17 protein-coding genes are annotated in these 21485 nt (G+C 47.4%); 8 read left to right on the top strand and 9 right to left on the bottom strand.

Annotated elements, in window-relative coordinates; all coding sequences use genetic code 11:
- The first annotated feature begins 80 nt into the window (after positions 1-80).
- Together FLM48_RS02155 and FLM48_RS02150 are read left to right on the top strand one after the other, a co-directional pair.
- Positions 81-1526, top strand: coding sequence for a mannan-binding lectin (locus tag FLM48_RS02155; protein WP_179023141.1), 1446 nt, complete (start codon positions 81-83; stop codon positions 1524-1526).
- A gap of 84 nt (positions 1527-1610) precedes the next feature.
- The gene (locus FLM48_RS02150; protein ID WP_179023139.1) at positions 1611-3542 is read left to right on the top strand and encodes a lipoxygenase family protein; all 1932 of its coding nucleotides are present in this window, start codon (positions 1611-1613) and stop codon (positions 3540-3542) included.
- Between the two features lie 77 nt (positions 3543-3619).
- Here FLM48_RS02150 and FLM48_RS02145 read toward each other — a convergent pair whose 3' ends face one another.
- The 7 genes from FLM48_RS02145 to ilvC form a co-directional block, all read right to left on the bottom strand.
- Positions 3620-4762 (bottom strand): alanine--glyoxylate aminotransferase family protein, encoded by a 1143-nt coding sequence (locus FLM48_RS02145; RefSeq protein ID WP_028773643.1) that lies wholly within the window; start codon positions 4760-4762, stop codon positions 3620-3622.
- Positions 4763-5028: 266 nt separating this feature from the next.
- A complete protein-coding gene (gene ilvA / locus FLM48_RS02140) occupies positions 5029-6579 on the bottom strand; it encodes a threonine ammonia-lyase, biosynthetic (RefSeq protein WP_179023137.1) in 1551 nt (516 codons plus the stop codon).
- Between the two features lies 1 nt (position 6580).
- Entirely contained in the window at positions 6581-8431 is a 1851-nt protein-coding gene (gene ilvD / locus FLM48_RS02135) for a dihydroxy-acid dehydratase (protein ID WP_028773645.1), read from the bottom strand.
- Between the two features lie 77 nt (positions 8432-8508).
- A complete protein-coding gene (locus tag FLM48_RS02130; protein ID WP_028773646.1) occupies positions 8509-9432 on the bottom strand; it encodes a branched-chain amino acid transaminase in 924 nt (307 codons plus the stop codon).
- A 41-nt stretch (positions 9433-9473) separates the two neighbouring features.
- On the bottom strand, positions 9474-9716 hold the full coding sequence (ilvM, locus tag FLM48_RS02125) for an acetolactate synthase 2 small subunit (RefSeq protein ID WP_028773647.1): 243 nt from the start codon (positions 9714-9716) through the stop codon (positions 9474-9476).
- Entirely contained in the window at positions 9713-11386 is a 1674-nt protein-coding gene (gene ilvG / locus FLM48_RS02120) for an acetolactate synthase 2 catalytic subunit (RefSeq protein WP_179023135.1), read from the bottom strand. Before ilvG ends, ilvM begins: the two co-directional genes overlap by 4 nt.
- A gap of 528 nt (positions 11387-11914) precedes the next feature.
- Positions 11915-13396, bottom strand: a complete 1482-nt coding sequence (ilvC, locus tag FLM48_RS02115; protein WP_179023133.1) for a ketol-acid reductoisomerase — start codon at positions 13394-13396, stop codon at positions 11915-11917.
- A gap of 163 nt (positions 13397-13559) precedes the next feature.
- Here ilvC and ilvY point away from each other — a divergent pair, with 163 nt between their 5' ends.
- Complete coding sequence (gene ilvY, locus FLM48_RS02110) at positions 13560-14432, top strand: HTH-type transcriptional activator IlvY (protein WP_179023131.1); 873 nt, start codon at positions 13560-13562, stop codon at positions 14430-14432.
- Between the two features lie 78 nt (positions 14433-14510).
- Entirely contained in the window at positions 14511-15326 is an 816-nt protein-coding gene (locus tag FLM48_RS02105; RefSeq protein WP_179023129.1) for an ABC transporter substrate-binding protein, read from the top strand.
- Positions 15327-15337: 11 nt separating this feature from the next.
- Here FLM48_RS02105 and FLM48_RS02100 read toward each other — a convergent pair whose 3' ends face one another.
- Positions 15338-15736 (bottom strand): YkgJ family cysteine cluster protein, encoded by a 399-nt coding sequence (locus tag FLM48_RS02100; protein WP_037471120.1) that lies wholly within the window; start codon positions 15734-15736, stop codon positions 15338-15340.
- Between the two features lie 141 nt (positions 15737-15877).
- Between FLM48_RS02100 and FLM48_RS02095 the strand changes: the two genes are divergently transcribed.
- The 4 genes from FLM48_RS02095 (at position 15878) to FLM48_RS02080 (ending at position 20281) form a co-directional block, all read left to right on the top strand.
- Positions 15878-16681, top strand: a complete 804-nt coding sequence (locus tag FLM48_RS02095; RefSeq protein WP_256871020.1) for a GGDEF domain-containing protein — start codon at positions 15878-15880, stop codon at positions 16679-16681.
- Between the two features lie 97 nt (positions 16682-16778).
- Positions 16779-18299, top strand: coding sequence for a YifB family Mg chelatase-like AAA ATPase (locus FLM48_RS02090; protein WP_179023127.1), 1521 nt, complete (start codon positions 16779-16781; stop codon positions 18297-18299).
- A 133-nt stretch (positions 18300-18432) separates the two neighbouring features.
- Positions 18433-19335 (top strand): acyltransferase, encoded by a 903-nt coding sequence (locus FLM48_RS02085; RefSeq protein WP_028773652.1) that lies wholly within the window; start codon positions 18433-18435, stop codon positions 19333-19335.
- A 7-nt stretch (positions 19336-19342) separates the two neighbouring features.
- Positions 19343-20281: an acyltransferase gene (locus tag FLM48_RS02080; protein ID WP_179023125.1), complete on the top strand. Its 939-nt coding sequence runs from the start codon at positions 19343-19345 to the stop codon at positions 20279-20281.
- Positions 20282-20365: 84 nt separating this feature from the next.
- Here the strand turns inward: FLM48_RS02080 and FLM48_RS02075 are convergent, their stop codons facing one another.
- Positions 20366-21460: a branched-chain amino acid aminotransferase gene (locus tag FLM48_RS02075; protein ID WP_179023124.1), complete on the bottom strand. Its 1095-nt coding sequence runs from the start codon at positions 21458-21460 to the stop codon at positions 20366-20368.
- Between the last annotated feature and the right edge of the window lie 25 nt (positions 21461-21485).

The following is a 21485-nucleotide window of genomic DNA, read 5'->3' as shown; positions in this document are numbered from 1 at the left end:
AGTAACCATTTACCCTGGTTGAGTAACAATCCCTATTGATTAAATAAGGGTGTGTCGTAAAACCCATAATGGAGTAACACATGAAACCTCTATATCAGTGTATTTTTGCAATGGTCGCACTAATACTGATAAGCCTACCAGTGCACAGTGCTAACCTAAGTAACCCGCAGCAAGTTAAAGATTGTAATTTCAGCAAGAGCGCCAATTGGTGGCAACAAGGCTATGATAGTTTGCCGAATAATATCGCCAATAACCCTGTCACCGGTGACCCGGAGTTTTGTGAGTTCTACCAGTTTGCAGAAGATTGGTTCCTGTACCTGATCTCACCGCAATCAGCCAAAACCAGCCAGGCCAACTGGGAAAATACCAGCCGATTTCCACTTCTAGAGTTAAGCGGTACTAACTCTTGTGATAAAGACGCTCCGGCGCACTCCTTTAATCTGCGCATGATCAAATCAGCCGATGACAGTTCGCCGTTTCAAATGCCAGAACGAATCGATCAGGCCGGTGCCGATGCCATCTACGATCAGCAAGGTAATGTGGTGTTTTATGAAATACGCTTTTCCCGCAACCTATGTGATGTTAAAGCCATTCAGTCGCAGGCAAACTTTCCTGGTAAAACACTCGAACTGAAAATGGCTTGGCGAATCATGACGGCCGACGATGATCCACAACAGTACTATCAAACCACCGCCATCATTAATGACCAACCGCAGCAGCTAGGACTCGTTGGCTGGCACATCGTTATTACTGCTGACAATCACCCCGAAATGGTTTGGGTTACGGTAGATCACAGTAATAATGCCGTGGTGTGCGATCAAATAGGCGCCCAGCAATCTGCTTATGACTTTACCAGCCAGGCTTGTGCTAAAAACATCAAAGATTGTAATAACCTCAATCAATCCCTAAAGTCTACTTCCATTAGCTTACCCAGTGACGTTCAGCCCAATGATATCTGCCAGGTGTTCCCGTTTGGCACTCAAGCTAGCACCGATACAAGCAGCCGAGACTGGCTCAACATCGCCCTCATTGAAAAGCTCAATGACAGCCTACAAAACCAACTGCTAGCCAGTGCCAACCTTCCCACCAGCATGAAAGTTTGGAAAAACTATCAAGTTACTGGTGCGCTATGGATATCGGATATTAATAAAAGCTCTAGCGACACCAGTAACCAACGCGGCTCATTAAAATTAGCCAATACCGTAATGGAAACCACCTTCCAAGGTGATCCACACACAGGCGAAGGCACACTCAATTGTTTTGTGTGCCACAACTACAATGCCCCGGACTCAGGTAAAAGCAACACCGCCTACGGCGCAAATTTAAGTCACATCTTTGACGATGTCATTGATGGCCAATGCCAAGATTTCCAAGCAAAATCAGTCATCAACAGTCAAAGCCAAGCAGAAGCAGCCTGTCCGCAAGTGTGTAATGCGCAGTCGCTAACTTGGCACGGACAGTGGACCAATCAAGATGCCAAAACCGGGGCTCAACTGCCGATGACCGTCTGTGGTTGCTGCCCATAACCTCACCTTCAAGTTAAAACATAATCATAGGCTAACCAATGGGTTAGCCTATTGTGCTAATGATAAATGCATGGAGCAATCATCATGTTCAACATAACTTTTGGTCACAACGACCATCCACGAACTTCACCTAGCCTGCCCCAACATGATTCACCATCTGAGCAAGAAGCTCGAGAAATACAGCTTGCCGAAGCCAAAACAACCTATATTTGGGATACTGACGTGGCAAGTGTTAAAGGTGTGCCGATGGCAGAGTCGGTACCAGAAGCGGATAAACCAACCATAGCTTGGTTCATTAAGGTCATTGAAGTGGCGTTGCAAGTGGTTGAAAATACGCTAGCTAACTCTATCGAAGATGACGATAGCGATGATTTAAGCACCTTAGGTCATATCCGCGATAATCTAAACGGTGTCCGCCAAAAATACCAAGATCAACAACAGCCATCAGCGGCTAGTTGGCTCACCAATGTTTTGGTAGAAGCGAGACATTTGCTCAACCTCAACTTCAGCAATGTCAGCGCTGAACTTAAAACACTGCAACTGATTGTTGAGCGTCACCAAGACAAAATATCCAATAGTGCCGACAATACGCTTGCGGCCTACAAAGAGCTGTTTAATACCATAGCGCTCAGTGATGTTGCAGAACAATTCCAATCAGATGCAATGTTCGCCTACTACCGTGTAGCGGGTCCTAACCCAATGCTGATTACCTGCATCAGCGAAGTCCCAGCTAAATTTCCGGTTACAGACGACGGTTACCAGCGATACATGGGCGATAGCGATTCAATTGCAAAGGCCTTGAGTGAGCAAAGATTATTTCTACTCGACTATCACGAACTACAACTGTTGGTCGATAACCCTGGTTTCTACGATGGCCTTGCAAAACAACTGTTTGCGCCACTGGTATTACTCGCACGTCCCATCAACAGCGATGCCTTGGTACCTGTGGCGATTCAGCGTAGCCAAGATCCGCAGCAAAGCGAAATTGTCTACGCAACGGAAAACCCACAAGACGAGCAATACTGGCCGTGGCAAACCGCTAAAAGCATCGTCGAGATGTCTGAAGGTAACTACCATGAGCTGTTTGTTCACTTAGCACGTACTCATTTGCTCATAGAGCCCTTCGCCATCGCCACCCAACGTAATCTCGCTAAAAGCCACCCACTTAATGTGTTGCTTACCCCGCATTTTGAAGGCACTTTATTCATCAATAACTCCGCCACCGGTAGCTTAATTGCTGAAGGCGGCCCGATTGATCAGATTTTTGCCGCTGAGATCACCTACAGCCAACAAGCCGCGGGCAATGACCGTTTAGCCTATGACTTTTACGCCAATATGCTGCCCAATGACCTAGCTCGCCGTGGGGTTGCCGATGCCAATATCTTGCCTAACTACCCTTATCGAGACGATGCGCTTTTGATTTGGGAGGCAATCAATCAATGGCTAAATCAATACGTTAATATTTACTATCAACACGATAGCGACGTTATTGGTGACACTGAGCTTGCGGCTTGGACAGCGGATGTTATCGAGCAAGGTAAGGTTGCAGGCTTCACGACGATTGAGAATAAAGCCCAACTGGTTGAAGTGTTAACTATGGTCGTATTTACCGCCAGTGCCCAACATGCCGCAGTGAACTTCCCCCAAAGCAGTATTATGACCTATGCTCCGGCGATATCTGGTTCTATCTGGGGTGACAAAGATCCACAAGGGGCTAACGAGCAACAATGGCTAGCAACCATGAGTCCATTAAGCCTTGCCAGTAAGCAACTTAACTTTTTGCATTTACTGGGTGGTGTGTACTATCGCATGCTGGGCCATTACCAAACCAATGACTTTCCTTATTTAGATTGGTTTGAAGATCCAAAAGTCAGTGGTGAAGATGGAGCACTGAGCCGCTTCCAGCAACATTTACAAGAGATTGAACAGCAGATAAACCAACGCAATAGTCAGCAACGTGATATCCCTTATACCCACCTGTTGCCGAGCCGTATCCCGATGAGTATCAATATTTAAATCCACAAACAGCAAGGCCGATAATCATTATCGGCCTTGTTTACTGGTGTAACACCCAGCGGTTTAGTGCAGCAGCTTTATTTTAGAACATCTTGCAACGCTTTTAGACACAGGGCGACATTTTCGCGACGAGCACCAAAACCCATCAAACCAATACGCCAAGCTTTACCAGCAAGCGCCCCTAAACCGGCGCCAATTTCTAAGTTATAGCGATTGAGCAACTCGCTGCGAACTGCAGCATCATCCACACCATCGGGAATATACACAGCGTTTAATTGCGGCAGGCGGCTTTGCTCGTCAACCACAAAAGTTAATCCAAGCTCAGTCAGCCCAGCGCGTAACTCTTGGTGCATCTGTGCATGGCGCTGCCAGGCATTCTCTAAACCTTCTTCGGCCAATAAACGCAGTGATTCATGTAGCGCATAGAGCGCATTTACTGGTGCCGTATGATGGTAACTGCGTTTACCGCCAGCAGCCTGATCGCCACTCCAATAACCCATCACTAAGCTTTGATCTAAAAACCAGCTTTGTACGGGTGTACTGCGGGCCGCTAATTTTTCCACAGCCTTAGCTGAAAAAGACACCGGCGAGAGCCCCGGCACACAAGATAGGCATTTCTGACTGCCAGAGTAAATGGCATCAATGCCCCACTCATCAACTTTGAGTTCAACACCGCCAAGTGAGGTCACTGCATCTACAATCGTCAAACAATCATGTTGCTGAGCTAATGCACATAACTGTTTGGCATCAGATAATGCCCCGGTAGAGGTCTCGGCATGCACAAAAGCTAAGAACTTGGCATCGCTGTGCGCTTGCAGCGCCGCTTCTACATCGGCCACACTGACGGGTTCACCCCAAGGGTTGTCCACCATCACCGCCGTAGCGCCGATACGTTCGACATTCTGACGCATGCGCTCACCAAATACCCCGTTGCGACAAACAATGACCTTTTCCCCCGCTTCAACCAAGTTAACAAAGCAGGTTTCCATGCCCGCGCTGCCTGGGGCAGAAACCGCCAAGGTCATGGCATTTTCAGTCTGAAACGCATACTGAATCAGGGCTTTAAGCTCATCCATCATGGCGACAAATAGCGGGTCAAGGTGACCTATGGTTGGTCGCGATTGAGCGGCCAGCACTTCAGGGTAAACATCGGAAGGACCTGGGCCCATCAATGTTCGACGTGGGGGAGTAAAGGCTTTGATTTGCGGTGCTGCTAACATCTTAATTCCTCTGCAAGGTAAATAGGCTGACTCATATCTACGATTGGCTTACCTCAAAAGCGGGTAAACCCATTCCCTACGTATTTAGTCTCAATAGGCGCTGTTATTGTTATTTGAACTTCATAGTAAGCACTGCCATTGCGTTATACAACTGGACTTATGGCTACTGTTGATCGGCACCTGAGCATATTTCAAACTACTGTTTGAATTAGCAACATAGCATAAAAAAGGGCGCAAATGCGCCCTTTGATCTCAGTAAGTTGGCTTTAATCTCGATTATCCAAAAACAACCGATAAGCTGGGCTTTGGGTTTCTTCTTGATAGACAAAACCCAACTTGGTCAAAAACTGCTGAAACGCAACATCGTCAGCGTCTGGCACTTCAAACCCAGCCAACACACGCCCATAAGCAGCGCCGTGGTTACGGTAATGAAATAAGCTAATATTCCACTGGCTTTGTAAAGTCGTGAGAAACTTAAACAGTGCACCTGGATGCTCTGGAAACTCAAAACTAAACAACCGCTCATTGAGCGCTTCAGGTGGATGACCGCCCACCATATAACGTACATGCAGCTTGGCAGTTTCGTCGTTAGAGAGATCTTGCACTTCAAAGCCATCACCGTTGAGATTGGTTATGATCTCATCGAGCTCCGTTTGCCCGTTAGATAAGCGAATACCGGCAAATACTACCGCACTGTCACGACTAGAAAAGCGGTAGTTAAATTCGGTCATTGCCCGCTTTTCCAATAACTCACAAAAGCGTAAGAAAATACCCGGCCGCTCCGGTACCTTGACCGCCAAAATGGCTTCTTTTTGCTCGCCTAGCTCACAACGCTCAGACACATAGCGTAAGCTGTGAAAATTGACGTTTGCCCCACTTAAAATGGCCGCCACTTTCTCGCCCTTGCCTTGATCGCCAACATACTTCTTTAAACCCGCTAATGCCAGTGCACCAGCAGGTTCAGCAATCGCGCGGGTATCTTCAAAAATATCTTTAACAGCGGCGCATATTTCATCTGAGGTAACGGTCACCACATCATCAACATATTCGCGCGCCAGTTTAAACGGCTCAGCACCAATCTGTTTTACCGCCACACCATCCGCAAACAACCCGACTTGGTCGAGTACCACTCGACTATCGGCATCTAGCGCCGCTTTTAAGCAAGCTGAATCTTGCGGTTCTACACCTATAATTTTCACCTGTGGCATTACCGCTTTGTAATAAGCCGCTATCCCGGCAATTAACCCGCCGCCCCCCACAGGCACAAAAACCACTTCCAGATCCCGTTGTTGCTGTACCATCTCCTGCGCCACTGTGCCTTGGCCGGCAATCACCGCTTCATCATCAAACGGGGCAACATACACCCGGCCCTCTGTTTTCGCTAATTGCTGCGCGTGGCCATTGGCCATATCGAATGATTGGCCATGCAACACCACGGTACCGCCGAGACGACGCACCGCATCGACTTTGATATCGGGTGTGGTTTCTGGCATCACAATTACCGCACTGATACCTCTCGCAGAGGCCGACATGGCAACGCCTTGGGCATGATTACCTGCCGAAGCACACACTACGCCGCGCTGGCATTCTTCACTGCTCAGTTCGGCAATGCGATTGTAGGCACCGCGTAACTTAAACGAGTGCACCGGCTGCATATCTTCACGCTTGAGGAATACTTGGCACCCGAGCCGCGCTGATAGCTTATTTAAGCTAGACAGTGGCGTGACTTTGGCAACATCATAGACCGAAGACAACAAGATCTTTTGCAGATAATAATGTGCTAAATCCAACTGAGTTTGCGAGGCAAGTGCCAACATATTAATCCTCCAGCTTACTGGTATCTCTTACTGCACCTTTATCGGCACTTGTGGCTAGCATTGCGTAAGCTTTTAACGCTAAAGACACCTGACGCTGACGGTCAACTGGCTTCCAAGCTTGCTTGCCTTTGGCTTCCATCGCTGCGCGGCGTGCGCCCAGTTCAACTTCGCTAATCGCCAATTTAATACTGCGCTTAGGAATATCAATCTCAATTCTGTCACCAGTCTCAACCAGTGCAATGGTGCCACCAGCTGCAGCTTCAGGTGATACGTGGCCAATAGACAACCCTGACGTACCACCAGAGAAACGACCATCGGTGATCAACGCACAAGCTGTGCCGAGCCCTTTCGATTTCAGGTAACTGGTTGGGTACAGCATCTCTTGCATGCCTGGGCCACCTTTGGGGCCTTCATAACGAATCACCACCACATCACCCGCCACGACTTCGCCACCTAAAATGCCGGCTACCGCATCATCTTGGCTCTCATACACCCGCGCCGAACCATTGAAAATGTGATTCTCTTCTTCGACACCCGCGGTTTTGACAATGCATCCATCTAGGGCAATATTGCCCGACAGCACGGCTAAGCCACCTTCTTGGCTAAAGGCATTTTCGCGGCGACGAATACAGCCTTGCTCGCGGTCATCATCAACACTGTCCCAACGGCACTCTTGGCTAAACGCTTTCGTTGTTGGGATCCCAGCAGGGCCTGCTGAGAAGAATTTGCGTACTGCCTCATCTTGAGTCTGGGCAATATCATACTTGGCCAATACGGCTTTTAGGTTTTCACCCGCCACATGGCTAACTTCATTGTGTAGTAGGCCTGCACGGTCTAGTTCACCTAAAATCCCCATGACGCCACCGGCACGGTGCACATCTTCCATATGATATTTAGGTGTCGACGGCGCCACTTTACATAAATGCGGCACCTTGCGAGACATACGATCAATATCTGCCATGGTAAAGTCGACCTTGCCCTCTTGAGCAGCGGCAAGCAGATGCAATACGGTATTACTTGAACCGCCCATAGCAATATCCAGCGCCATGGCATTTTCAAACGCTTTAAAATTAGCAATATTACGCGGCAATGCTGACTCATCGTCATGTCTGTAATAACGCGTGGCCAAATCCATCACTCGGCGACCCGCTTCTAAAAAGAGTTCGCGGCGATCTGCGTGGGTCGCAAGCATAGAGCCATTACCCGGCAGTGATAAGCCAAGCGCTTCAGTTAGACAGTTCATCGAATTAGCGGTAAACATACCTGAACAAGAACCACAGGTCGGGCACGCGCTACGCTCAATTTTCTCGCTATCCTCATCTGACACGCGGTCATCTGCCGCGGCTACCATAGCATCGACCAGATCAAGCTTGATCAGTTGATCAGATAACTTGGTTTTACCCGCTTCCATTGGGCCACCTGAGACAAAAATAACGGGAATATTCAGGCGCAAAGCGGCCATTAACATGCCCGGGGTAATTTTGTCGCAGTTTGAAATACACACCAAGGCATCGGCACAATGGGCATTCACCATGTATTCAACACTATCGGCAATCAGCTCGCGCGATGGCAAACTGTACAACATACCGCCATGGCCCATGGCGATACCATCATCAACGGCAATGGTATTAAACTCTTTGGCGATACCGCCAGCCTCTTCAATGGCCCCTGCAACCAATGAGCCCATATCTTTTAGATGCACATGTCCGGGAACAAACTGAGTGAACGAGTTCGCGATGGCAATAATCGGTTTACCAAAGTCATTATCTTTCATTCCTGTCGCACGCCATAACGCGCGAGCGCCCGCCATATTGCGGCCTTCGGTACTCGTAGCTGAACGTAATTTTGCCATGACACTAATTTCCTGTGTAACAAAGGTGGCGTCACCTTTGGATTAAATTGGTATTAAATAGGTTGACCAAGCAAGGCTTAAAGTGGTTCTAACCAGCCCCATTTATCTTCTGTTTCACCGTTAAATAGGCCAAAGAAACTTTGCTGAATCTGCGCAGTAACGGGACCACGCTTACCTTCACCTACATCAATGCGATCGACACTGCGCACCGGCACTATCTCGGCCGCCGTTCCTGTCATAAAAATTTCGTCTGCTAGGTATAAAAATTCACGCGACATCGCTTCTTCAACGACCTCATAACCTAGCTCGCGCGCCAGTGTAATGATGGTATCGCGGGTGAGCCCCATCAGAATAGCCGCGGTAGCAGGAGGCGTATACAACTTTCCTTTCTTTACCACGAAAAGATTGGCACCAGCGCCTTCGCTGACTAGGCCATTGACATCTAAGGCAATGCCTTCGTCAAAGCCGTTGCGTTTTGCTTCGGTAGAGATTTGAATTGAAGACAGGTAATTACCTCCCGCCTTAGCGCCAGTCGGAATGGTATTGGCCGCCAAACGATTCCAAGATGTTACCGCCACATCAACGCCGCGCTCCATGCTGTCTTCACCTAAGTATGCTCCCCATGGGAATGCCGCGACTAACAAGTCACACTGGGCATCACTTGGCGGGGTAATTCCCATGCCAACATCGCCGTAGAATGCAAGAGGACGTAGATATGCGCTACGTAAGTCATTGGCTTGCACGCTGTCTTTACACGCTTGCATGGTTTGTTCAAAAGTATACGGAATGGGCATACGGTAGATTTTGGCTGAATCATATAAGCGTTGCACATGGTCCGTTAAGCGAAAACCTGCCGGACCCAAATGCGTATCATAGACACGGATACCTTCAAATACTGACGATCCATAATGCAATGCATGAGACATCACATGTACCTTGGCATCGCCCCAAGGCATGATTTGTCCGTTGAACCATATTAATTCTGCTTTCTTCGCGGCCATATTCTTTATTCCTATCCTTTAAACGATTAAGCACTGCTGCTTTAAGACTGTGGCTTAGTCGCTTCGACCTTGCACTCGGTTACATCAATAAGTTTTGTCAGCTGATGGGTCAGTAGCTCAACGGCTCGCTCACTTCTGACTTGCATATCGACCAGGGTCTGCCCACTGTCGTTAATGCCCATCGTTAAATTAGTTAACCTAAAGCCTCGATGGCGCACCACCCGCAATACGCGCTCAAGCACTTCAGGTTGAGATTGTAAGGTTAACGCTAGGCTGTAATTCATGTTTGTTTCTCCATCTCATCCATCATGTCGCGGTTACACGCCCCTGGTGGCACTAGCGGCCAAACGTTGTGGGCCTCATCAATACGTACATGCAACAAAAATGGTCCGTCACTGTTAAGCATTTCATCTAATGCGGCATCCACTTCATGTGCTTGAGTAATGGTGCGACCTGGAATATCGAATGCTGATGCCATCGTGACAAAGTCTGGATTATCACTGAGGTCCGTTTCGCTAAACCGCTCTTCAAAGAACAGCTGTTGCCACTGTTTCACCATGCCCAGTTTTTGGTTATCGATAAGCAGTATTTTCAGCGGAATTTGTCGGCGCTTGATGGTGGTCAGCTCTTGGACGTTCATCATAAATGACCCATCACCCGATACTGCGACTACCGCAGCATCTGGACGAGCCACTTTGGCACCTATCGCCGCGGGTAAACCAAAGCCCATCGTACCTAAACCAGCACTTGATAAATGATCTTCTGGTCGTCTAAACCACATGTGCTGTGCAACCCACATTTGGTGTTGGCCGACATCACAGGCCACCACGCTGTCTTGGGGTAACTTGTCTGCCAAGCTCTTGAGCATTTTAGGGGCAAAAATCAAAGAACCTGGACGGTCGTATCGCCACTGATGCGCTTGTTTTAGCGTTGCAACTTCATCACACCAAGGGGCAATATTCATTGGCGTCACCAATGCCGGCAAGATCTGGCGCAAATCGCCCGCCAGTGCCACATCGGGGTGACGTAACTTACCAAACTCTGCAATGTCGATATCCAGATGGATCACTTTGGCGTGCTCAGCAAAAGTAGCTAAGCGCCCAGTTACCCGATCATCAAAACGGGCACCAACCACAATCAGTAAATCGCATTCTTGCACCGCGATATTAGCCGCTTTACCACCATGCATGCCTAACATGCCTAAGTAACTGGGTTCATCATGATTGATGCTGCCCAAACCCTTTAAGGTGGCCACAGATGGTATGCCTGTTTGCTTAATAAAATCACGCAACTGCTCTACCGCACCCGCCATGCCTACTCCGCCGCCAACATACAGCATTGGCTTGCTGGCACCGCTAAGTAATTCACGGGCTTGGGCAAGTTGATCTTGCTCCACCGTCAAATGCTGCTCAACCGCTTGCAAAGGGGTTTTGTATTCAAGCTGGGCAATCTGAATATCTTTGGGGATATCAACCAATACCGGGCCCGGACGACCTGATGCTGCAATCTCAAATGCCTTATACAAGGTTGGGATCAGCTCGTTGATATCGGTCACCATAAAGCTGTGTTTAGTACAAGACAGCGACATACCCAATACGTCGATCTCTTGGAAGGCATCGGTACCAATCACCGCAGTAGAAACTTGGCCGGTAATGGCCACTAGTGGCACAGAGTCAAGTAACGCATCAGCTAACGACGTCACCAAGTTGGTGGCGCCAGGACCGGATGTCGCAAAACAGACACCGGTTTTACCACTGGCCCGCGCATACCCCACAGCCGCAAAGGCAGCGCCTTGCTCATGGCGGCTAAGCAAGTGCTCAACAGGTGCGCCGTAAAGGGCGTCATAAATTGGCATAATCGCCCCACCTGGGTAACCAAACACTGTGGTAACACCATGTGCAGCTAACACCTTTATGACTGCGTCTGCGCCTCTTATCATCTGCCCTTGTTCCATCTGCTCTATCCTGCGTTTATTTGGGTTGGGGTTTACAAAGCCTGAAAAACAAAAAACCCCCGGTCCTTTCGGAGCGGGGGTTTTTGTTGCAATCTTTACCTAGTTAGGTTTGTCGATGCGCCAAGTGAAGCCCCCGCTGTGATTTAATAATCACGACGGTAATAATCTCAATAATGAGTAGGGCGACTTGGTTAAACATAAGTATCGATATTTCCTAAATAGTGTCTTTGCGTTATCTGGTAATGGTTGAGTGTTTGACTCAACAACCCTTTAATCAATACCACAAAGACCACAATTTACACAACCAAAAATGTTTTATTACCGCAGAACAATCAATTTTTGAGGCTAAACAACCCAGCCAAAATCAACCATTACCGCGATATTCCTACTCAATCCAGTGAGATTATTGCCAGCGGCTTAGCCTAGCTAAGCAACTGTTATGTATAGATTTGAGGTTTGATACCAATCAGGTCAACCGTTAAAGCTGTAACCTGATTGGACACCATCTAACCTTTTGGTTTGTTTAAATTAACTTTCTTCAACAATACGCTTCATTTCTGTCATGTAGCCACGTAGTTCAGCACCGACAAATTCAACAGAAGTATTGCGAATCGCGTCATTGACTTCGATAAGACGCACGTTATCGACACCGTTACCACTGTCGGCTAAACCACCACCTAGGTACTCACTTGACATGTTTTGTACGTATTCACGTAACATAGGCACTGCGGCATGGTTGAATAGGTAGCAGCCATACTCAGCGGTATCTGAAATCACCACGTTCATTTCATAAAGACGCTTACGGGCAATGGTGTTAGCAATCAATGGCGTTTCATGCAGTGATTCATAGTAAGCAGATTCTTCGATGATACCCGCTGACACCATAGTATCGAACGCTAGCTCTACGCCGGCTTTGATCATGGCAACAAGGAAAATACCTTTATCGAAGTAAGTTTGCTCATCGATATGCTCATCACATGCTGGCGCATTTTCGAAACCAGTTTCGTTGGTCTCGTTACGCCATTTTAGTAGGTTGGCATCATCGTTAGCCCAATCTTCCATCATGGTTTTTGAGAATTCACCACTAATGATGTCATCCATGTGCTTTTCAAATAGCGGCGCTAAAATACCTTTTAGCTCTTCAGCCATTTCAAATGCTTTAACTTTGGCAGGGTTAGACAGGCGGTCCATCATGTGAGTAATACCGCCATGCTTAAGTGCTTCAGTAGTTGTTTCCCAACCTTGCTGAATCAACTTAGCGGCGTAGCCTGGCTCAACACCATCAGCAACCATCTTTTCATAACCTAAGATGGCACCGGTTTGCAGCATGCCGCAAAGAATGGTTTGCTCACCCATTAGATCCGATTTCACTTCAGCGATGAATGATGAGTGCAATACGCCTGCACGGTCACCACCAGTGGCACTTGCATAGGCTTTAGCCACTTCAAAACCATCACCTTTAGGGTCATTTTCTGGGTGCACTGCAATCAATGTTGGTACACCAAAGCCACGCTTGTACTCTTCACGTACTTCAGTGCCTGGACACTTAGGCGCCACCATAATTACTGTGATGTCTTCACGTACCTGCATACCTTCTTCAACAATGTTGAAGCCATGAGAATATGATAATACTGAACCTTGCTTCATGAGCGGCATAACCGTATTTACAGCGTCGGTATGTTGCTTATCTGGAGTCAGGTTAAGTACTAAGTCTGCATCTGGAATTAGCTCTTCAAACGTCCCAACGCGGAAACCGTTACCGGTCGCTTTTTGGTAAGAGGCACGTTTTTCTGCAATCGCTTGTGGACGCAATGCAAAAGAGATATTCAAACCTGAGTCGCGCATGTTAAGGCCTTGGTTTAGACCCTGTGCACCACAACCCAAAATAACAATGTTCCAGCCTTTGATGTAGTCACAGCCTTGGCTAAATTCACTACGATCCATAAAACGGCACTGAGCCAATTGTTCTAGCTGCTGACGTAAGTTCAGAGAGTTAAAATAGTTAGCCATCTGATGTTCCACCTGTAATAAACAAATTTAGAAACTGGCTTAACCCACTGGGCCAAGCTGTGATTAAAATCACTATACCCCATGCATATGATTGCTTAAAATGATATATTCGAAATGTAGTATTGCAAAAAATGCAACACCAAGTTAATCGCTGAGGCGCGCTATGGATATCCGCACCATTAAGTTGTACTTACATTTGTCTAACAGTTTGCATTTCGGCAAAACAGCCCAGCAAATGCATGTTAGCCCATCGACCTTGAGCCGAGCCATGCAGCGCTTAGAGGAAGAAGTGGGTGCCAAGCTATTTCAGCGTGACAACCGCAGTGTGGCTCTCACCAATGCGGGAGTGGAATATCGTCATTTCGCCGAGCAGATGCTCGACCAGTGGACCAAGCTTAAAACCCGTTTAGACCCTAAACAAGATCTGCTCCGTGGCCGCCTAAACCTATACTGCTCGGTCACAGCGGCATACAGTCACCTACCAGCATTGCTTGACCGTTTTCGTCATGAACACCCATTGGTAGAAATTGCCCTGCATACCGGTGATGCCGCAAACGCGGTAGATATGGTGAGACAAAATCAAGCTGACATCAGTATTGCCGCCCTGCCAGAGTCGCTGCCAGATTCGGTTAACTTCACCAAAATTGATGATGTCCCCCTGTCTATCATCGCCCCAACCTTCAAATGTAAAGTGCAAGAACTCCTCAGCGAGTCCTATATCCCTTGGGACAGGTTACCGTTTATTATTCCGGAGTTTGGTCCCGGCCGTCGCCGCATCGAAACTTGGTTTAAACAGTTAGGCTTAAATGCCAACATTTACGCACAGGTATCAGGCCAAGAAGCGATAGCCTCTATGGTGGCGTTGGGATGTGGGGTGAGCATTTCACCCGAAGTGGTGATTCAAAACAGCCCTGTACGTGACCGAATTCAACTGTTAACTTCGCCGGTGCCCATTGCCCCGTTTGAACTCGGTTGTTGTTATCGCGTAAACCGCAGTGATGAACCGATATTGGCGGCATTCCTTAAGGTGCTATAAACAATAATAAGTTTATTTAAGCTCGTCTTATTCAGGCTTTGCTATACTCTGAACACCGCACCCTAAGTAGCTTAATTCATGGATCGATTATGCAAGCTGATTGTGCTGGCAATCTTGAGTTTGTCACTCCCAAATGCCAGCGCCGAACAGGAATTCATCAAGCCTAACCTCACCTTTTGTGTTGAAGACACGGAGTTTCCTCCCTACAACTACTTTGAGCGAGTCAACGGCAACAAACAAGCCACCCAAGGCTATGATGTTGATATATTGGCTGAAGTTTTTGCTGAAACCGGTATTGAGTATAAAATTGTTGCTCTGCCGTGGCGCCGCTGCTTAAAAGAGGTCAGAGAGGGGCTTATCGATGCCGCAATGAGTGCGTCGCTTAATCCGCAAAGGCAGCGAGATTATGTGGCAACGCAAGCCTACTATGCGTTGACGCCCAGTTATTTTTACCTGCAAAGCGACTATCCCGATTCACCGGATATTAGCCACTTAGATCAACTGCTGACACTGGGTCATATTTGCGGCATTAAGGGCTTCAACTATCGTAATTTTGGATTAACTCAACTGCAGCAAATTGACGAAATTAATGATTTAGCCCATCTTCCCGATATGCTTAAACGTAACCGCTGTGAGTTTTTCTTAGCCCGTAAAGAAACCTTGTTAGGTACCTTAGCCGTCAACAAATTGCATGAGTTTGATAGCTTGATTCAAAGTCAGCCTGTACCCAATGTTCGCTTAGAGCCTTTTCATATGCTGATCTCAAGAAAATCAGCCTATAGCCATATTATTGAAGAGCAATTTAATCGCATTGTGTCCGAGCTACAGCAAAGCGGTGAAACAGACAAAATATTGCAACGTCACTTAAACAAGCTCAAAAAGATGAATCAGTAACCGCTCTGCAGCTACTTAGGTTTGTAGGGGCAGTAATTTGGCTTAGGGCCAATTTTAGGATGATTACGACAAGTTTCGGGGCGTTTAGCATAGATGGTACACCGCCGTGTTTTAGCATCTAAGTACAAACAATCGTCATTGGACATGCGGGCCAGAGTATAGATATCAGCCTTGTGATTGTAATTACTGACAATACGCGCTTTTTGCAGGCGCTTAGCGATGGATTTGCCACTTTCTTGCGCTTCAAACTCATCCACCAGCTCCATGCGCACCAAATCTGCTACGCTCACCTCAACAGGCAGCGTACAGCAAGTCGCTTGGCAGCTATCGCATAGGTTTTTGCGATACTTACTCCAAGTCGATAAATCATCAATATTGAAATAGCTAGGGTTACTGTTACGTTTTGCCACGAACTTGCCATCTTTGCACTATAAAATCTGCGCGCATTATAAGATAAACCTCACCGCTGACCTAGCCCAAGGCAAATATCCAACCGCAGTTTTTCTTCTATACTTATTCCCTACAAGCTAATCAAATGAGCGGAGGACCGCGTGATATTTGCCATTTGTCTAGTATTGCTAGGGTTATCAGGGTTACTCGCTGCCATCATTCCGACCTATCAAATGTGCGTATTACACGAACAGCACAAAGGTTGGCAATTACTGATGAGCATGATCGCCATGTTCATCTTCGGCTATATCGGCTTTATCTGGTTACTGCTGCACCGCCCCACAGCCACATTAGAGATGATAGTCGCGGCAGTATTTGCCGGCGGCGGTATTTTTGTCTGGCTAGTCACCAAGATGAGCCGCCACACGTTAGCAAAATTACTGCAGACTTTGCACGACAAAGACTATCAAGCCAACCACGACCTACTGACCGGTCTGCCCAATCGTAATCGATTTTATACACAACTTGATATGATGCTGGCCAATACCTCAAACACCTTTAGTTGCATTATGATGGACTTAAATGAGTTTAAAATCATTAACGATACCCTCGGCCACGAAGCGGGTGATGAAGTGCTAAAAGAAGTCGGTAAACGTATCGCGTATGTCTGCCCACCGCAGTCATTATCGGCACGCCTAGGCGGTGATGAATTTGCGGTAATATTACCCAATACTAATAGCCAACTTGCCAGTGAGACGGCACTAAAAATTAAACAGGCTCTGTTGCAAGATATTCAGTTTGAACAACACCGCCTCGCCGTTGGTGTCAGTATTGGCATTGCCGAATTTCCACGTAACGGCAACGATAGACGTAGTTTGATGAAAAGTGCCGACATCGCCATGTATCATGCCAAAAACCATCATACCCCGTTCACGATTTTCGGCTCACCGGTGACGGCTAAATGATTCAAGTCGGCGATTAGCCACACAGTCACTATTTAGCTGCTACACTCAATAGCGTCTTGATTTGTAAATTAATCACAGTAAACAAAAGGATTTGTTTATGGCTATAGCCTGTGTCAGTACACGCGCCAATAAAGGGGTGGAAGCCCCAGCGGTTACCGTAGAAGTCCACCTCAGTAACGGCTTACCTGCATTTAATCTGGTTGGCCTACCAGAAACTTCAGTTAAAGAAGCGAAAGAGCGAGTCCGCAGCGCAATCATTAATGCTGGGTTTGAGTTTCCCATGAAGCGTATCACCGTCAACTTAGCCCCCGCTGACCTGCCTAAACAGGGCGGTCGCTATGATTTACCCATCGCTATCGGCATTTTAGCGGCATCAAAGCAGGTCCCGATGCAATCACTTAACGACCATGAATTTGTAGGCGAACTGGCTCTATCCGGTCAAGTCCGCTACTGCCAAGGGCTGTTACCGGTAATTGTGGATGCCAGCAAACAACACAGTAAGCTGGTTATGCCGGTAGATAACCGTCAGGAAGCTGAACTGGTCGGTTACCAACACTGCTACTTTGCCACTCATCTGCAGCAACTCAGTGAATATTTACATGGCCAATCACTGCTGCCTGGAATAGATAGCCAAACCCACTGGGTGAGTGAAGAACCTAATGAGCAAATGGGCTGCCTTACCGATGTAATTGGCCAATACCAAGCCAAACAGGCCTTAGAGATAGCCGCAGCGGGGCAACACAACTTACTGATGTTGGGCAGCCCTGGGACCGGCAAAACGATGCTCGCCAGCCGAATTATCGGCCTACTGCCCGATCTTAACTACGATCAAGCACTGGAAGTCGCCGCTATTCACTCGGTGGCCGGTCAACCGCTATCAGTGCAACGTTTCTATCGACGTCCGTTTCGAACGCCACACCATACCAGCTCAGCCACGGCACTGGTCGGCGGCGGGACCATTCCCAAACCGGGAGAGATCTCCTTAGCTCATCATGGTGTGTTGTTTTTAGATGAGATCGCCGAGTTCCCACGTAAGGTACTTGATTGTTTGCGTGAACCGATGGAAACGGGAGAAGTCACCATATCTCGTGCTGCCGCTAAACTAAGATTCGATAGCCGTTTTCAGCTCATCGCAGCCATGAACCCCAGCCCATGTGGTGATGTAAATCAGTCTCGAGCCAATAGTGATCAAATCCAGCGCTACTTGTCTCGTCTATCGGGGCCATTTCTCGATCGATTCGATCTGACCATTGAAGTCCCTAAACTACCTGAAGGCACCCTGACAAAAACCGACAACAGTGGTGAAACCAGCGCCGAAGTGGCGCAGCGGGTACTGCTTGCCAGAGAGATCCAACTGCAACGTTTTGGCGTGCTCAATAGCCAGCTCAGTGGTAAGCAGCTAAAACAAGCGGGCTTCCAGCATGCCGACCTGCAATTTTTAGAACAAAGTGTGCATAAATTAGGGTTGTCAGTCCGTAGTTTTCATCGACTCCAACGGGTCGCTCGTACTATTGCGGATTTACAGCAAAGTCAACAAGTTTGCCGCCGTCACATAGCCCAAGCACTAGGCTATCGCGCCATGGATCGATTACTCAACAGCTTAAACAGTCCCTATTAATTGTACTAAACACCAGTTAATCCCACTGGATAACGGACATTTAGGCGAATAACCCTAACTTAATCGTCTTGTCGATTGAGTGAAACGCGCGCAAAGAGTAATATAGTCGACCAAAATTTTCATTGGGGATGAAATGGGTCGCGTGTTAACAACAATCAGAGGCAGCGTGGTTTTCTGCTGCTTAGTCATCAATACTCTGTTTTGGGTTACCCCCATTTTATTTATGAGTATATTTAAACTGATCCCTCTGACAAGCATGCGCAAGCTGTGCAGCTACATCCTCGACAACTGTGCCAGTGCATGGATTTCGGTCAACTATGGCATTGAGAAACTCTTCCATCCGGTTGCGGTCAACATCAATATTGACGGCGAGCTGTCACCAAAAGACTGGTACATGGTGGTCGCCAATCACCAATCTTGGGTCGATATTTTAGTGCTGCAACGGGTATTGAATCGTAAAATTCCGTTTTTAAAGTTCTTTTTAAAACAAGAACTCATCTATGTGCCTGTACTTGGACTTGCCTGGTGGGCACTCGATTTTCCATTTATGCGCCGCTACAGCACGGCACAATTGCGAAAGAACCCTAAATTACGCGGTAAAGATATTGAAATTACGCGCCGAGCGTGTAATAAATTTAAGCACAAGCCTGTTAGCATTATGAACTTTGTTGAAGGGACTCGCTTTAGTGATAGCAAACATAGCAAGCAAAACTCGCCGTATCAGCATTTACTTAAGCCCAAAGCGGGGGGCATGGCTTTTGCGTTATCAGCAATGGGAGAGCACATTCATAAGCTAGTGAATGTGTCGATTTATTATCCTGAAGGAACACCAAGTTTTTGGCAGTTTATCAGCGGCCAAGTCAAACATATTGATATCAGCATACGCGTCAGCGAAATCAGCGACACCATGCGCGGCGACTATGTGAATGACCGGCAGTTTAAAATTGCCTTTCAAGAGCAGCTAAATACATTGTGGCAAGATAAAGATGCAGAGTTGAGTCAACTTGCCCAGCAACACGTACAACCAAAGGTATAATTTTCGCATGTTTAACTTTTTGCCCGGCCCCGTTCTTTTCTTACTAAGTAGCGTTTTATTAGTAATAAACACCGTGGTATGGAGCAGCTTTATTATTATCGGCGGCTTGATCAAGTTCGTTATGCCGATTCGCGTTATACGCACAGGGCTAAGCCATTTAATGAACCGGTTCATGTGGGCTTGGGCTCTCTGCAATGGCGGCATCTTATTTCTTATCGCCAAAATCGAGTGGGATGTCGAAGGTCTGGAGGGACTCAAACCTGATGGCTGGTACTTGCTCATCAGTAATCACCTAAGTGGTTTCGATATTGCCGCGCTCACCTATGTACTGCGTAATAACATTCCAATGTTAAAGTTCTTCTTAAAAAAAGAGCTGCTCTATGTCCCCTTTATGGGGCTTGGCTGCTGGGCGCTAGATATGCCGTTTATGAATCGCACCAGCCCTAAACAGCTGAAAAAGAACCCTAGACTCAAAGGGAAAGACTTAGAAACAACCCGACGCTCTTGCGCTAAGTTTAAGTACATCCCCACCTCTATCATCAACTATGTTGAAGGCAGCCGGTTTACTAAAGAAAAACACGCTCGCCAAGGTGCGCCATACCGCTATTTATTGCGTCCCAAAGCCGGTGGTATTGCATTTACCCTTTCTGCAATGGGTGAGCAATTTACCAACTTACTGAATGTCACTTTAGTTTATCCTGACGCGCCAGACGACGTACTGGCCGGCGTAATGCACGGAAAGGTAAAACGCATCGTTGTGCGTATCGAAACCCTGCCTGTTCCTGAAGTGGATGACAAACGTTACTTCAATGATGCCGAATGCCGTGCGCAGTTCCAGCGCTGGCTAAATGGTATTTGGCAGCAAAAAGATGAGCAAATTCACCAGATATTGCTTAAACATGATTCACACCAGCTGGTGAAAGATAAACCCGCCAACGTCAATTAAAAACAGATAGTTTTTTGAATCATCGTGACATAAATAAGGCACCTTTCGGTGCCTTATTATTATCTATTTAACCGACGCTATCGCTTAAACTGGCGCTAATCTCGGCACCAAACGCACCCAGTCACCTGGAGCGGCTAGTTTGCCTTTTTGAATATCCGTTAGCACCTGATAGATTCGACGAGTATGCGGCCCGACTTCACCATCACCCACGGTCACAACACGATTGTCTTCAAAAATGTACGAACCGACTGGAGAAACCACAGCTGCGGTACCAAAGCCACCAGCTTCGATAATCTCGCCGGCTTCAATGTCGGCAAGGAATTGGTCGAGCATCACCGTTTCTTGGCGCACTTCGCAGCCCAGTAACTCACCCAACTCTAATATCGATTGCGAGGTAATTGACTTCAAAATGGTGTCAGTGAACGTTGGGATAATAATGGTGCCGTCTTTACGCACATGAAAGTGGTTCATCGCCCCCACTTCTTCAATCTGCTTATTATTAGCATCAAGATACAGTACTTGCGCCGCGCCATATTCCGCCGCCGCTTTACCTGCTTTTAACGATGCAGCGTAGTTACCAGCCGCTTTAGAAGCTCCTGTCCCCCCGCTCACCGCGCGATGAAAACGTTCACTGATTAGGAGGCGAATGGCTTTATCAAAACCGTCAGAGTAGTACGGACCGCTTGGACTTAAGATCACGCAGAAGGTGTACTGCTCACTCGGACTGACCGATAAACGATCTTCGGTAGCAAATAGGAATGGGCGAATATATAAGCACGCACCATCTTGCATTGGGAACCAAAGTCTATCGACATCAATCAGGGCGTTGATGGCCGCAAGCTGTTTGTCTTCATCCAAACCTGGAATACATAAGATATCGGCAGAGCGATTAAGTCGCTGCGCATTTTTATCGAGACGGAAGGTGTAGATCTCACCGTCATCATGCTTAAAGGCTTTAGCACCTTCAAACACCGATTGGCCGTAGTGCAGCGCAATTGCACCCGGTGCCACTTCAAAAGGACCGTAAGGTACAATCCTTGGATCTCGCCACTCCCCATCGCGATAATCCATTAAAAACATATGGTCAGTTCTGAGGTTACCAAAGCCAACATTTTCCGCTGGCTCAAACTGCTCAGTACGGCGTTCAGACGCAGGTTTTAAGTTATAGTTTATTTGCATTGTATACCACCTTGATTACTGACCT

The sequence above is a fragment of the Shewanella sp. Scap07 genome, from assembly GCF_013394145.1.
Classification (GTDB): Bacteria; Pseudomonadota; Gammaproteobacteria; order Enterobacterales; family Shewanellaceae; genus Shewanella; species Shewanella waksmanii.
This window is presented reverse-complemented; position numbering and strand designations above follow the sequence as displayed.

Bases quoted from the DNA above. Each gene is read 5' to 3' on its own strand.
- FLM48_RS02155 (WP_179023141.1), top strand. From the start codon at position 81: ATGAAACCTCTATATCAGTGTATTTTTGCAATGGTCGCACTAATACTG.
- FLM48_RS02150 (WP_179023139.1), top strand. From the start codon at position 1,611: ATGTTCAACATAACTTTTGGTCACAACGACCATCCACGAACTTCACCT.
- FLM48_RS02145 (WP_028773643.1), bottom strand. From the start codon at position 4,762: ATGTTAGCAGCACCGCAAATCAAAGCCTTTACTCCCCCACGTCGAACA.
- ilvA (WP_179023137.1), bottom strand. From the start codon at position 6,579: ATGTTGGCACTTGCCTCGCAAACTCAGTTGGATTTAGCACATTATTAT.
- ilvD (WP_028773645.1), bottom strand. From the start codon at position 8,431: ATGGCAAAATTACGTTCAGCTACGAGTACCGAAGGCCGCAATATGGCG.
- FLM48_RS02130 (WP_028773646.1), bottom strand. From the start codon at position 9,432: ATGGCCGCGAAGAAAGCAGAATTAATATGGTTCAACGGACAAATCATG.
- ilvM (WP_028773647.1), bottom strand. From the start codon at position 9,716: ATGAATTACAGCCTAGCGTTAACCTTACAATCTCAACCTGAAGTGCTT.
- ilvG (WP_179023135.1), bottom strand. From the start codon at position 11,386: ATGGAACAAGGGCAGATGATAAGAGGCGCAGACGCAGTCATAAAGGTG.
- ilvC (WP_179023133.1), bottom strand. From the start codon at position 13,396: ATGGCTAACTATTTTAACTCTCTGAACTTACGTCAGCAGCTAGAACAA.
- ilvY (WP_179023131.1), top strand. From the start codon at position 13,560: ATGGATATCCGCACCATTAAGTTGTACTTACATTTGTCTAACAGTTTG.
- FLM48_RS02105 (WP_179023129.1), top strand. From the start codon at position 14,511: ATGGATCGATTATGCAAGCTGATTGTGCTGGCAATCTTGAGTTTGTCA.
- FLM48_RS02090 (WP_179023127.1), top strand. From the start codon at position 16,779: ATGGCTATAGCCTGTGTCAGTACACGCGCCAATAAAGGGGTGGAAGCC.
- FLM48_RS02085 (WP_028773652.1), top strand. From the start codon at position 18,433: ATGGGTCGCGTGTTAACAACAATCAGAGGCAGCGTGGTTTTCTGCTGC.
- FLM48_RS02080 (WP_179023125.1), top strand. From the start codon at position 19,343: ATGTTTAACTTTTTGCCCGGCCCCGTTCTTTTCTTACTAAGTAGCGTT.
- FLM48_RS02075 (WP_179023124.1), bottom strand. From the start codon at position 21,460: ATGCAAATAAACTATAACTTAAAACCTGCGTCTGAACGCCGTACTGAG.